Here is a 14,173-nt window from a genome sequence, read left to right on the forward strand (position 1 = left end):
ACTGCTTTGGCGATAAAAGAAAAAAACATATTAAACAGGTTGTATTTTATAGCAGCATGTATGTTCGTTTTTGCTGTTGCTGTAATGGTGAAATTGGTAAATATACAGTTTGTAGAAGGGGATATGTATCGTAAAAAAGCTCAGGAACGAGTTTTTAAAACTTTTGATATTCCAGCTAATAGAGGTAATCTTTATGATAGTAAGGGTAATCTATTGGCTACATCTGTTCCAAAGTATGATATACGATTTGACGCACTAACAGTCTCTGATAAAGATTTTAGGGAGTATGTTAAGCCTTTGTGTGAAGCATTATCCAAAGAATTTGGAAAACCGATTTCATACTATGACAAGAATATAAGAACTGCTAGGGCAAATAAAAATCGATATTTATTGGTTTGTAGGAACTTGGGATATTCTCAATACATGAAGGTTAAAGAGTTTCCTTTATTTGTTTTTGGTGCCAATAGAGGAGGGTTAATTGTAGAACAACGTACAGTGAGAGAACATCCTATCGGCAAGATAGCCGAGCGTACTGTTGGGTACGAAAGAAGAGATGAACAAGGATATTATACCAGGGTTGGATTAGAGGGTGCATATGGTCCTTTTTTAAGAGGTAAAGAAGGAAAGCGTAAGAAACAAAAAATTGCAAAAAACCAATGGAAACCTATTGGTGATGATAATGAGGTAGAGCCTCAAGATGGTTATGATGTGGTGTCTACCATAGATGTGAATATCCAGGATATTGCGCATCATGCACTTTTAGGGCAATTAGAAAGATTTGAAGCAGAACATGGTACGGTGGTTGTCATGGAAACCAAAACCGGAGAGATTAAAGCAATTTCTAACCTGGGTCGGACCAAGGCGGGTAAATACTATGAAAAACTCAATTATGCGGTGGGTGAATCTCATGAACCTGGTTCTACATTTAAATTAATGACAATCGTAGCGGCTTTAGAAGATAGGGCAATCGATTCTAGTTATGTAATAGATACCGAAAACGGACGTGTAAAATTCTATGATAGAGTGGTAAAGGACTCTCGCTGGGGGGGATATGGTAAAATATCTGCAGCAAAAGCTTTCGAAGTATCCTCGAATACAGCCTTTGCTAAAATGATTAATGAAAAGTATAAAGACAATCCTCGAAAATTTGTTGATCGATTGATTAATATGGGATTGGCAGAAACATTGGGATTGTCAATTAGAGGAGAAGGAAAACCTAAAATCCCATATCCAGGCGATGATGATTGGTATGGTACTACTTTACCTTGGATGGCTCATGGCTATGGTGTTGCACTCACGCCTTTGCAAACACTTGCGTTTTATAATGCTATTGCTAATGATGGAGAAATGGTGAAACCAAGATTTATTAAAGAAGTAAAAACCTGGGATAAAACCCGAGAAAGTTTTGATAAAGAGGTTCTGAATCCTACAATATGTTCTAAACAAACAGCAAAGGTGGTTCAGGAAATGATGCTTAATGTGGTGAAAAGAGGTACGGCTGATAATATTCATACCGATAATTTCCTTATCGCAGGTAAAACAGGGACTTGTTGGGGTAACTATGGGAAAGATAGAGAGAGGGAGTATATATCGTCTTTTGCGGGTTATTTTCCTGCTGATAAGCCAATATATTCTAGTATAGTTGTGATTCATAAGCCTAACAAGGAAAAAGGATATTATGGTAGTGAAGTTGCCGCACCTGTGTTTAAAACCATAGCAACAAAAATATATAACGACATACCTGTCATTGATGAAGTGTCTTACGCTGTAGTCGAAAGTAATCCTGTGGTTAAAAGCTATGAGGAATATTATCAAAAAGCTCAAAAATATAAAACAATCATGCCTAATGTAAAAGGTATGCCCGCAATGGATGTTATTTCACTTTTAGAGAATATGGGACTCAAAGTTGAATTAGTAGGATCGGGAACAGTTAAAACACAATCAATAGAACCTGGAACTAAAGTAAAAATTAACCAAACCATTAGACTAGAATTATCGTGATCGAGTTAAAAGACATTCTATATAAAGTTGCTATTAATGCTGTAGTTGGTAATACAACAATCGGTGTCAATAAGATCGAATTTGATTCCAGGAAGATTGATAAAGGAGATGTGTTTGTAGCTATTCGTGGTTCCGTTTCTGATGGCCATAGTTTTATACAAAAATCTATTGATCAAGGAGCTGTGGTTGTAGTTTGCGAAGAATTGCCAGGACTTAAGGTTGATGATGTAATCTATGTAGTGGTAGAGGACACTCAATCTGCATTGGCTATAATGGCTTCAAATTATTATGATAACCCTTCAGGAAACTTAAAACTAGTAGGAGTAACGGGTACCAATGGTAAAACTACCATAGCCACTTTGTTGTATCAACTATTTAAGAAAGCAGGGTTTAAAGTTGGATTACTATCAACGGTTAAAGTCCTGGTGGATAATAAAGAGTATAAAGCTACCCATACGACACCTGATTCTTTGGCAATTAATTATTATCTCAAAGAAATGAATGCCGAAGGTGTTGAGTATTGTTTTATGGAAGTGAGCTCTCACGGTATCCACCAAAAACGAACTGAAGGATTAGAGTTTACAGGAGGAATTTTTACAAATTTATCTCATGATCACCTGGATTATCACAATACATTTAAAGAGTATCGTGATGTGAAAAAAGTATTTTTCGATGGACTGTCGTCTAATGCTTTTGCATTAATCAATAGAGATGACAAAAATGGGGCTTTCATGCTTCAAAATACAAATGCCAAACAATATGGTTATGCGTTGAAGTCGTATGCAGATTTTAGAGGGCAGATCCTTGAAAGCAGCCTCGAGGGATTATTGCTTAAGCTTAATGATCATGAAGTGTGGGCCAAGCTTATCGGTAGCTTTAATGCGTACAATTTACTGGCAATTTTCGGTACTGCTGAGTTATTAGGCCTCGAAACCCTTGAAACCCTACGCTTATTAAGCGATTTACAAAGTGTGAGTGGTAGATTTCAATACATGATTTCTGATGAGAAAATTACAGCAATCGTAGATTATGCTCATACACCAGATGCATTAAAAAATGTACTTGAAACTATTAATGATATCAGAACCAATAATGAAGTTCTTATTACTGTGGTCGGATGTGGTGGAGATCGTGATAAAATGAAGCGGCCTGTGATGGGTAATATAGCTGCAAAATTAAGTAATAAGTCAATTTTCACAAGTGACAATCCAAGAACAGAAAATCCAGATCAGATTATAGAGGATATTGAAAAAGGAGTAGAGCCGCAAGACTATAAAAAAACACTTGCAATAACAGATAGAAAGCAGGCAATTAAAACGGCATGCCAATTGGCAGAGAAGGATGATATTATTCTGATAGCAGGAAAAGGACATGAAACCTATCAGGAAATTAATGGAGAACGAATTGATTTTAATGATTTTGAAATCGTAAAAGAGGAACTGAAGAAACTAAATAAATAAAATCCTAAAAGCACTTATTTAAGAGTGTAATAAAGGTATTAACTTATGTTGTATTATCTATTTGAATATTTGGAAAGCGAGTACCAATTCCCCGGGGCCACGTTGTTTCAGTTTATCACGTTTAGAGCTGCAATGGCAATTATACTGTCGCTATTGATCTCTACAATTTATGGTAAACGAATCATACGCTTTTTAAGTAGACAACAAATGGGTGAAAGTATTCGTGAGTTGGGATTAGAAGGTCAAGCCGAAAAAGCGGGAACACCTACTATGGGAGGAGTCATTATTATTTTGGCAACACTTGTTCCTGTACTGTTATTTGCAAAACTTGATAATATATATGTAATCCTGCTCATTGTAACTACACTTTGGATGGGGGCGATTGGTTTTACAGATGACTTCTTAAAGATTAAAAGAAAAGATAAAGAAGGTTTAGCAGGAAAGTTTAAAATAATCGGCCAGGTTGGACTTGGGCTTATTGTTGGGTGTACCATGTATTTTCATAATGATATTACAGTTAGAGAAGAAAAAGCAAAGTCTGAAATAGAGCAAGTTTCAAATATAGGAGAAGAAAAATCAGATTTCAATCCGGCAGTAAAGTCTACCAAAACCACGTTGCCGTTTTTTAAGAACAATGAATTTGATTATGCAGATTTGATTACCTGGATAAGTCCCGAGCTAGCCAAGTATGCTTGGTTGATTTTTATTCCAATAGTGATTTTTATAGTCACTGCGGTATCAAATGGTGCTAATCTCACTGATGGAATTGATGGGTTGGCAGCAGGTTCCTCTGCTATTATAGTATTGACTTTGGCTTTGTTTGCCTGGGTTTCGGGTAATATCATTTTCTCAGATTATCTCAATGTGATGTACATCCCTAATTCTGGAGAGACAACCATTTTTATCACTGCATTCGCTGGAGCTTTAGTAGGGTTTTTGTGGTATAATACATATCCCGCTCAAGTATTTATGGGGGATACCGGTAGTCTTACTATAGGAGGGATAATCGCGGTAATAGCGATTGCTATTCGTAAAGAGTTTTTGATACCTATCCTATGTGGAATCTTTTTTATTGAGACTTTATCGGTTATGATGCAGGTAAGCTGGTTTAAGTATACTAAGAAAAAACACGGAGAAGGAAGAAGGATATTTCTTATGTCTCCATTACACCATCATTATCAAAAGAAAGGAATACATGAAAGTAAGATAGTTGCAAGGTTTTGGATTGTAGGGATTTTTCTGGCAATCATTGCTGTACTAACATTAAAGGTTAGATGATAAGATTATATAAGTAATAACTATTCCCCCTTTGAAGGGGGTTAGGGGGATGTTAAATCCTCATAAAGATTAGAATCGTGAATTATAATTCTAAAATAAAAAAACGACTTGTCGTTTTAGGCGCAGGAGAAAGTGGAGTAGGGACTGCTATTTTAGGTAAAAAAGAAGGATTTGATGTTTTTGTTTCTGATAAAGGGGCGATTGCAAAGGATTATAAAGACGTTCTTAGAAATTTTGAAATCGAATGGGAAGAGCAAAAACATACAGTTGCTAAAATTTTGGATGCTGATGTGGTCATGAAAAGTCCTGGAATTCCGGATAAAATTGAATTGATTGCACAGTTAAATGAAAAAGGAATTCCGGTAATTTCTGAGATAGAATTTGCGTCAAAGTATACGAATGCAAAAATAGTGGGTATAACAGGTAGTAACGGAAAAACGACTACCACTATGTTAATGCATTATCTACTTCAGCAAGGAGGACTGGATGTAAATATGGCGGGTAATATAGGAGATAGCTTTGCAAAACAAGTAGCAGAAAATGATGCCCCTTATTATGCGCTAGAGCTTAGTAGTTTTCAGTTAGATGGCATACTAGACTTTGCTCCACATATTGCAATTCTAACCAATATTACACCTGATCATTTGGATCGATATGATTATAAATTTGAAAATTATATCGCTTCAAAATTCAGAATAGCAATGAATCAAACAGAAGAAGATTATTTCATCTATGATCAAGATGATAAAGTAATAGTAGAATATTTAGAACAACATCCCATTCGCTCAAGATTATTGCCTTTTTCATTGACAAAAAAAGTGAAAAACGGCGCGTATTTAGAAGATGGAAATATAAAAATAATAATAGATAACAACGAACTAATCATGCCAACAACAAATTTATCATTAAAGGGGAATCACAATGTGAAAAATGCAATGGCCGCGTCTACTGCAGCACAATTGTTAAAAATCAGGAAAACCACTATCAGGGAATGCCTGGAGAATTTCCATGGGGTAGAACATAGATTAGAAAATGTGCTGAAAATAAATAATGTGCAGTACATCAACGATTCTAAAGCTACCAATGTTAATGCAACCTTTTATGCGTTGGATGCTATGAAATCTGCCACCGTATGGATTGTTGGAGGTGTAGATAAAGGTAATGACTATACCGAGTTGTATCCTTTGGTTAACGAAAAAGTAAAAGCAATCATCTGCTTAGGAGTAGATAATTCAAAAATTATTAACGCATTTGGGAATTGTGTTGATAATATTATAGAAACACAATCTATGAAAGAAGCTGTAAATATAGCATATAAGATTGCAGAGAGAAATGAGAATGTATTGTTGTCTCCCGCATGTGCAAGTTTTGATTTGTTTAAAAATTATGAGGAGAGAGGCAGACAGTTTAAAGAAGCAGTAAGAGAATTATAATAGTATATGATGAATAAAGAATTACGATAGATTATAAAACGATTTAAATGACTAAAGTACTATCAAATATAAAAGGAGATAAAGTGATATGGGCCGTGGCTGCGTTGTTGGCATTGTTTTCATTTCTTCCGGTATATAGTGCAAGTAGTAATTTAGCATATCTATATGGGGGGGATGGAGATACATTTAGCTTTTTGGTAAAGCATTTTGCACATTTGATTTTAGGGTTTTTGATTATGTATGGTGTACATAAAATACCGTATCACTATTTCAAAGGCTTGTCTATTATTATGATACCTATTGTGATCATATTGTTGTTGGTCACATTGGCTCAAAATACTACAGCAGGAGGCGCTAATGCCAGTAGGTGGATTCGTTTGCCATTTGTTGGAGTTGGTTTTCAACCTTCTACATTGGCGGCTGTTGTTTTAATGGCTTATGTTGCAAGGTATCTTTCTAAAATAAAAAATGAAGTTGTTTCTTTTAAAGAATCTTTATTGCCACTTTGGTTACCAGTGTCTTTGATTTTGATGTTAATTCTACCGGCTAATTTTTCTACAGCAGCAATTATATTTTGTATGGTAATTATGCTGGTATTTCTTGGTGGATATCCTTTAAAATATATCACAGTTGTTTTAGGGACAGGACTTATGGTGCTGATCTTTTTTATATTATTTGCTAAGGCATTTCCTGGGATGTTTCCAAATAGAGTAGATACCTGGGTGAGTAGAATAGAGAATTTTACAGATAAGAAAGATACGCAAGAAGATTATCAGATCGAGCGAGCAAAAATCGCAATTGCAAGAGGCGGAGTTATCGGTACAGGGCCAGGTAAGAGTGTACAAAGGAACTTTTTACCGCAATCGTCTTCAGATTTCATTTACGCCATTATCATTGAAGAATGGGGGTTTTTGGGAGGTGTTTTTCTAATGCTGTTATATATGTTGTTATTATTTCGATTAGTGATTGCTGCCCATAAAAGCTCTGATATGTTTGGGAAATTATTAGTGATTGGTGTAGGGCTTCCGATAGTATTTCAGGCTTTAATTAACATGGCAGTAGCCGTTGAATTATTTCCGGTTACGGGACAAACATTACCACTTATAAGTAGCGGAGGGACATCCATTTGGATGACCTGTTTAGCAATAGGAATAGTATTAAGTGTAAGCAGTAGAAGAGAAGAAATAATTGAAGAAGAATTAACAAGAGAGAAAGAAGAAAACCCACTTGAGGTTTTGAGAGAAGTATATGAGTAAAAAACTGAAAGTCATATTATCCGGTGGAGGAACAGGAGGGCATATCTATCCTGCTATCGCTATTGCAAACGAATTGCGTAATAGATATCCAGAGGCTTCAGTTTTGTTTGTGGGAGCCAAAGATCGAATGGAAATGCAAAAAGTTCCTCAAGCAGGGTATGAAATTATAGGACTGTGGATTAGTGGTATTCAAAGAAAACTAACACTCAGTAATCTGTTGTTTCCTATAAAATTACTAAGTAGTCTTTGGAAATCGAGAAAGGTGATCAAAAAATTTAAACCTGATGTGGTTATAGGAACCGGAGGGTTTGCAAGTGGACCATTATTAAAAATGGCAAATGCAAAAAAGATCCCAACTGTGCTTCAAGAACAAAATTCTTTTCCCGGAATCACCAATAAATGGTTATCAAAAGATGCAGGTAAAATTTGTGTTGCATATGATGATATGGAGCGATTTTTTCCGAAAAATAAAATTATTAAAACTGGTAATCCGGTTCGGCAGGATTTGTTAGAAATAACCGGTAAAAGAGACTTAGGGATATCCAAATATAAACTGGATAAAGAAAAAAAGACGGTTTTGATTCTTGGTGGAAGCCTTGGTGCCAGAAGAATTAATCAATTGATTGAGAAAGAACTCAGTTTCTTTATCGAGAAGGGAGTCCAAGTGATTTGGCAATGTGGTAAGTTGTATTACTCAGCATATAAAAAATATTCTGATCAAGAATATGTTCAGGTTCATCAGTTTTTGGATACTATGGATCAAGCATATGCCGCAGCAGATATTATTATTTCGAGAGCCGGGGCAAGTTCGGTTTCAGAATTGTGTATTGTGGCAAAACCAGTATTGTTTATTCCTTCTCCAAACGTAGCCGAAGATCATCAGACCAAAAATGCTAAGGCTATCGTAGATCAGGGTGGAGCCAAAATGCTTAGAGAAAGTGAATTGGATGAGAGTTTTCAATATACGATTTCAGAATTACTGAAATCAGAAGATGAGCAGTTGAAGTTGGGAGCGGCAATAAAAAAACTGGCATTGCCCAATGCTACATCAGATATAGTTGATGAAATAGAAAAATTAATAGAAGAAGGTTCTTTAAAGAACTAGTAGTGTATAAATGAATAACAATTTAGAGAACATAAAGAATATTTATTTTATCGGTATTGGCGGTATCGGAATGAGTGCGCTTGCTCGATATTTTAAGTTTTTAGGAAAAAATGTCGCTGGTTATGATAAAACGCCAACTCAAATTACCTTGGATTTGTCCGAATTAGGTATCGATATTCATTTTGAAGATGATATAAATGCTATTCCTGATCAATTTTTAAATAAAGAAGAAAGTGTAGTTGTATATACACCTGCAATTCCTAAAGGTCATAAAGAATTTGAATATTTTCAGAATAATGGTTTTACAATTAAAAAAAGAGCAGAAGTATTAGGGATAATAACCAAGAATGTATATACGCTGGCAGTAGCGGGAACCCATGGAAAAACCACTACAACGGCTATCCTTGCTCATTTGTTAAAAGAGAGCGGGGCAAAAGTGACTGCCTTTTTAGGAGGGATAAGCGAGAATTACAACTCTAACCTAATTTTAGAAGGAAATGAAGTGGTAGTGGTTGAAGCAGATGAGTTTGATAGATCGTTCTTGCAACTTTACCCTGATATTGTTGCTATAACATCAATGGATGCTGATCATTTAGATATTTATGAAAAAGCTAATGCTTTAGAGGATTCTTTTGTTGAGTTTTCATCCAGAGCAAAAGACCATCTGTTAGTGCGTAATGGGTTGCCACTTTCTGGTATTACCTTCGGGATAGAGGATAGTTCTGATTATTGTGCCAAAAACATAAGAATTGATAATGGCACTTATGTTTTTGATTTAAAAACACCAGGTAAATTAATTAAAGATTTACGTGTAAATCTACCTGGAAGACATAATTTATTAAATGTTGTTACGGCCTTTGCTATAGCTTTGCTTTACGGCTCCCCAACCGGATCTTTAGCAAAGGCTTTATTTTCTTTTAAAGGTGTGCAACGTAGATTTAGTTACCAAATTAAAACAGATGATCTGGTATATATAGATGATTATGCACATCATCCAACAGAGATTAATGCTTTGCATCAAGCCGTTAGAGAAATGCACCCTGGAAAAAATGTGTTAGCCATTTTTCAACCGCATCTATTTAGTAGAACCAGAGATTTTGCTTCCGATTTTGCAAAAAGCCTTAGTCAGTTTGATCAACTTTTGCTTTTGGATATATATCCGGCAAGAGAATTACCGATAGAAGGAATAACCTCAAGCTGGTTGTTAGAAATGATAGATAATACAAACAAGAAAATAACATTCAAAGATAAACTGATTAAAGAAATAACAGATAGTGGTGCTCAAGTTGTTCTAACTATTGGTGCTGGAGATATTGGGGAAGAAGTGGGGCGTATAAAAGAAGCATTATTGGTATGAAAAAAAGAATGTATACATATGTAAAGTTTAGTGGTCTTGCTATTTTGATCATTGTTCTTTTTGCTTTTACGAGCAATCGTAATAAGCAACGAAAAATTAATAAAGTACTTGTAGAATTTATTGAAGAACAAGATCCTTATGTAAATGAAAGGGCGGTTAATAAATTGTTAATACAAAATCAGGAGAGGGTTACGAACGTGGGCAAAGAAATTTTAGTTTTGAATACTGTAGAGAAGGGGCTGGATGCACACAAAATGATTGAACATTCTGATGTGTATCTAACTGTAAATGGAGAACTTAAGGCACGAATCAAGCAACGCTCCCCCATTGCTAGGGTTAACGCGGTTACTTCTTTTTATGTAGATGTTACCGGTAGTACGATGCCTTTATCCGATAGTTATTCAGCACATGTGCCTTTGGTGCATAATGTATCAGAGAGAGAAGTTCCTGAGGTTTTTCCCTTGTTGAAGAAAATTCAGGATGATGAATTTTTAAAAAAACATGTGGTTGGAGTGTACAGGACATTTAAAGGACACTATGAACTTGAGTTTAGAGTGTATCCTTTTAGAGTAGTGGTAGGAAAAGTTGAAAATTTGGAGAGTAAGGTCAGAAATTTTAAGGCATTTTATCAAAAAGCTTTAAAGGATCAAAGCCTTGATAAATATAAAAAAGTAAGCTTACAATTTAGTAATCAAGTGGTATGCACAATAAAATAATACCAATATGGAAAGAGAAGTAAATGAAATAGCGGTGGGATTAGACATAGGGACAACTAAGATTGTTGCTATGGTTGGACGGTATAATGAATATGGAAAGATGGAAGTATTGGGCGTTGGTAAATCTAAAAGCTTGGGAGTACACCGTGGAGTAGTAAATAATATAACACAAACGATTCAATCCATACAACAAGCGGTTCAAGAGGCAGAAAGTGTTTCGGGAATGAAAATAAACGATGTAACTGTAGGTATTGCAGGACAGCATATTCGTAGTTTACAACATAGTGATTATATCACCAGGCCTAATGCTGATGCAGTTATTGACGACGATGATATAGATAAGTTATGTAATCAAGTACATAAACTGGTAATGCTACCAGGAGAAGAAATTTTACATGTATTGCCGCAAGAATATAAAGTAGACGGTCAAGCCGAAATAAAAGAACCGGTAGGAATGTATGGAGGAAGGTTAGAAGCTAATTTTCATGTAGTAGTAGGGCAAGTAACCTCTATTCGTAATATCGGAAGATGTGTAAAAAGCTCTGGATTAGAGCTGTCTGATGTAACATTAGAACCCTTAGCTTCTGCTAATGCAGTATTAAGCCAGGAAGAAAAAGAAGCAGGAGTTGCTTTAATAGATATAGGAGGTGGTACTACAGATCTTGCAATTTTTAAAGATGGTATTATTCGCCATACTGCAGTGATTCCTTTTGGTGGAAATGTCATTACAGAAGATATTAAAGAAGGATGCTCGATTATAGAAAAGCAAGCAGAATTATTAAAAATAAAATTTGGATCTGCCTGGCCAGGTGAAAATAAGGATAATGAGATTGTTTCGATACCTGGTTTACGCGGAAGGGAACCAAAGGAAATTACATTAAAGAATTTATCCAAAATTATTCATGCCCGTGTTGTGGAGATTGTGGAACAGGTCTTCTTAGAAATTAAGAATTATGGACATGAGTCCCCAAAGAAAAAGTTAATCGCGGGAATTGTATTGACAGGAGGTGGTTCACAATTAAAACATCTTAAACAACTTGTAGAATACATTACGGGGATGGATACAAGAATAGGATACCCAAATGAACATTTGGCGGGTAATAGCGATTCTGAAACCACAAGTCCTATGTATGCCACAGCGGTAGGATTAGTAATGGATAGTCTGGTATATATCAAAAAACAAAAAAAGACAGCAAAAAAAGAAACCTTGGCAAATGCAGAATCAACAACGCAAGCTGAAGTTGAGAATACGGTTATCGAAGAAGAAGAAAATCCAAGAGTAGATATGAAACCTAGAAAGAATATTCTAGAGAAATGGACGGAAAAATTCAAGGAATTCTTGGATAATGCAGAATAGGACCGAGTGTAAAGAAAATGTCCTGTGGACATTTTTAGCGAGGGGGCCAGCGTTGAGGGGCTGGAAAAGTAAAGAAATTGTCCTGTAAACTATTTTGTTGAAAGGGCCAGAACTGAAGGATTGGATAGGAAAATGTTCATGTTTTGAACAGAAAAATATATAAAGAAAAGTAGGAGAACCAGAAAATTAGCAATTATGAGTAAAAAGGAGGAGTTCGAAAATATTTCGTTTGATTTGCCTAAAAATCAATCTAATGTAATCAAAGTCATTGGAGTAGGTGGAGGAGGTAGCAATGCCATTAACCACATGTTCCAGCAAGGGATTAAAGGAGTTGATTTTGTAATCTGTAATACAGATGCACAGGCACTGGAGAATAGCTCAATTCCCAATAAGATACAATTAGGTGTATCATTAACAGAGGGATTAGGTGCTGGAGCAAACCCAGAAGTTGGTGAGCAATCTGCTGTAGAGAGCTATGAAGACATAAAAACAATGCTAGACACTAATACCAAAATGATATTTATCACAGCTGGTATGGGTGGAGGTACAGGTACCGGAGCCGCTCCGATTATTGCAAAAATGGCAAAAGAGCTTGATATTCTTACCGTAGGTATTGTAACGATCCCTTTTCAGTTCGAAGGACGAATGCGTAATGAACAAGCACATTTGGGAGTAGAGCGACTTCGAGCACATGTAGACTCTTTGATTGTAATTAATAATAATAAATTAAGAGAAGTTTATGGTAATCTAGGGTTTAAAGCTGGTTTCTCTAAAGCAGACGAAGTCCTGGCTACGGCATCTCGTGGTATAGCCGAAGTAATAACACATCACTATACACAAAATATAGATTTACGTGATGCTAAGACCGTTCTTAGTAATAGTGGTACTGCAATCATGGGCTCTGCTAATGCCTCTGGTAATAAACGTGCTCACGATGCTATTGTGAAAGCATTAGATTCTCCTTTACTTAATGATAATAAGATTACCGGTGCTAAAAATGTACTCCTTCTAATCGTATCCGGAAAAGAAGAAATAACTATTGATGAGATTGGTGAAATCAATGATCATATTCAGCAAGAAGCAGGTCATGGCGCTAATATAATTATGGGAGTTGGAGAAGATGAATCTCTAGAAGATGCAATTTCTGTTACTGTAATTGCTACTGGATTTGATGTAGAACAACAAGATGAGATTGTAAATACAGAAACTAAGAAAATAATTCATACCCTAGAGGATGAACAACGTGCAGCAGTACAAGATTTAACACCTAAATCTACAGGTAAGGTTGCTCCTGTCTTTTCTCCATTATCAAAGAAGGATAAAGTAGAAGAGCCGGTTATAAAACATGAGTTGATCGAAGACGAAGATGCTTTACTTATACCTACAACAGATTTATTAAAAAATATCAATGTAGAGTATGAAGTGGTTGACCCATTTTCTTCAGATAATGATTTTGTGATTATTAATGCACAGGATATTATTAAACAAATAGAAGTAAATGATGCTAAAGAAGTAAACCAGGAAGAGGAAGAAGAAGAGAAAGCTGATCAATTTGCATTGGCTTTTGATATGCCTGCAAGTGGTGATACTAATGAAGAGTTAGACGATCAACAATCTGTTCCAAAAGAACAAAAAATCGAAGAAGAACAACCAATTGTTTTTGATTTGAGTGATGATATTTTGGATATGGAAGTTAATGACCCTATAGAAGTAGTACCAGTTGGAGAAACAGTATCTGAAGGAGTACAAAGATATAGTCTAGAGGATTATATGGAAGAGGAAAAACGACTTACCGAAGCTCAACCTACCGAAGTGATTGAAGAAGAAGAGGTAGTTTTTGAAAAGAAAACTGTGGACCCTGCTCCCGAGACTGAGAAATTAGAAGATCCCGATCCGATGAATCAACCAATTTCTGAAACTTTAAAGGCAAGAGCGGCAGAACGTCGTGCTAAAATGAAAGAATTTAACTATAAATTTAAAAATAGCAATTCTAAGGTTGATGATATTGAAAAAGAACCAGCATATAAACGCGCTGGAATAGATGTTGATGCTAAACCAGATGATTCTGGGCTATCCAGAACGTCATTAGGAACAGATAGTAATGATGATATACAATTGCGTAAGAACAATTCGTTTCTTCATGATAATGTGGACTAAGAATTTTATAAAACCAAAATAATAGATAAACCGATAATCTAGTCTTAGATTAT

At 35.6% G+C, this 14,173-nt stretch carries 10 protein-coding genes; all 10 read left to right on the plus strand.

All coding sequences use genetic code 11. The annotated features are described in order from the left end of the window. Positions 1-6: 6 nt before the first annotated feature. Positions 7-2,001 (plus strand): PASTA domain-containing penicillin-binding protein, encoded by a 1,995-nt coding sequence (locus tag ABW637_RS10270; protein WP_367584596.1) that lies wholly within the window; start codon positions 7-9, stop codon positions 1,999-2,001. After that, a complete protein-coding gene (locus ABW637_RS10275; protein ID WP_367584597.1) occupies positions 1,998-3,461 on the plus strand; it encodes a UDP-N-acetylmuramoyl-L-alanyl-D-glutamate--2,6-diaminopimelate ligase in 1,464 nt (487 codons plus the stop codon). Before ABW637_RS10270 ends, ABW637_RS10275 begins: the two co-directional genes overlap by 4 nt. 45 nt (positions 3,462-3,506) lie before the next feature. Next, positions 3,507-4,739 (plus strand): phospho-N-acetylmuramoyl-pentapeptide-transferase, encoded by a 1,233-nt coding sequence (mraY, locus tag ABW637_RS10280; RefSeq protein WP_367584598.1) that lies wholly within the window; start codon positions 3,507-3,509, stop codon positions 4,737-4,739. A gap of 95 nt (positions 4,740-4,834) precedes the next feature. Further along, positions 4,835-6,172 (plus strand): UDP-N-acetylmuramoyl-L-alanine--D-glutamate ligase, encoded by a 1,338-nt coding sequence (murD, locus tag ABW637_RS10285; protein ID WP_367585291.1) that lies wholly within the window; start codon positions 4,835-4,837, stop codon positions 6,170-6,172. A gap of 47 nt (positions 6,173-6,219) precedes the next feature. After that, entirely contained in the window at positions 6,220-7,428 is a 1,209-nt protein-coding gene (locus ABW637_RS10290) for an FtsW/RodA/SpoVE family cell cycle protein (RefSeq protein WP_367584599.1), read from the plus strand. Then, a complete protein-coding gene (gene murG / locus ABW637_RS10295) occupies positions 7,421-8,533 on the plus strand; it encodes an undecaprenyldiphospho-muramoylpentapeptide beta-N-acetylglucosaminyltransferase (protein WP_367584601.1) in 1,113 nt (370 codons plus the stop codon). The genes ABW637_RS10290 and murG overlap by 8 nt, the downstream gene beginning before the upstream one ends. A gap of 10 nt (positions 8,534-8,543) precedes the next feature. Then, positions 8,544-9,890 (plus strand): UDP-N-acetylmuramate--L-alanine ligase, encoded by a 1,347-nt coding sequence (murC, locus tag ABW637_RS10300; RefSeq protein ID WP_367584602.1) that lies wholly within the window; start codon positions 8,544-8,546, stop codon positions 9,888-9,890. Then, positions 9,887-10,606 (plus strand): hypothetical protein, encoded by a 720-nt coding sequence (locus ABW637_RS10305; protein ID WP_367584603.1) that lies wholly within the window; start codon positions 9,887-9,889, stop codon positions 10,604-10,606. The genes murC and ABW637_RS10305 overlap by 4 nt, the downstream gene beginning before the upstream one ends. A gap of 7 nt (positions 10,607-10,613) precedes the next feature. Further along, on the plus strand, positions 10,614-11,963 hold the full coding sequence (gene ftsA / locus ABW637_RS10310) for a cell division protein FtsA (RefSeq protein ID WP_367584604.1): 1,350 nt from the start codon (positions 10,614-10,616) through the stop codon (positions 11,961-11,963). A 195-nt stretch (positions 11,964-12,158) separates the two neighbouring features. Beyond that, the gene (gene ftsZ / locus ABW637_RS10315) at positions 12,159-14,120 is read left to right on the plus strand and encodes a cell division protein FtsZ (protein ID WP_367584605.1); all 1,962 of its coding nucleotides are present in this window, start codon (positions 12,159-12,161) and stop codon (positions 14,118-14,120) included. The last annotated feature ends 53 nt before the right edge of the window (positions 14,121-14,173 follow it).

This window comes from Aquimarina penaris, from assembly GCF_040786285.1.
Lineage (GTDB): Bacteria > Bacteroidota > Bacteroidia > Flavobacteriales > Flavobacteriaceae > Aquimarina.

What these genes read in the sequence shown, in the direction of transcription:
- mraY (WP_367584598.1), top strand. Translation starts at nt 3,507, where the DNA reads ATGTTGTATTATCTATTTGAATATTTGGAAAGCGAGTACCAATTCCCC.
- ABW637_RS10290 (WP_367584599.1), top strand. Translation starts at nt 6,220, where the DNA reads ATGACTAAAGTACTATCAAATATAAAAGGAGATAAAGTGATATGGGCC.
- murG (WP_367584601.1), top strand. Translation starts at nt 7,421, where the DNA reads ATGAGTAAAAAACTGAAAGTCATATTATCCGGTGGAGGAACAGGAGGG.
- murC (WP_367584602.1), top strand. Translation starts at nt 8,544, where the DNA reads ATGAATAACAATTTAGAGAACATAAAGAATATTTATTTTATCGGTATT.
- ABW637_RS10305 (WP_367584603.1), top strand. Translation starts at nt 9,887, where the DNA reads ATGAAAAAAAGAATGTATACATATGTAAAGTTTAGTGGTCTTGCTATT.
- ftsA (WP_367584604.1), top strand. Translation starts at nt 10,614, where the DNA reads ATGGAAAGAGAAGTAAATGAAATAGCGGTGGGATTAGACATAGGGACA.
- ftsZ (WP_367584605.1), top strand. Translation starts at nt 12,159, where the DNA reads ATGAGTAAAAAGGAGGAGTTCGAAAATATTTCGTTTGATTTGCCTAAA.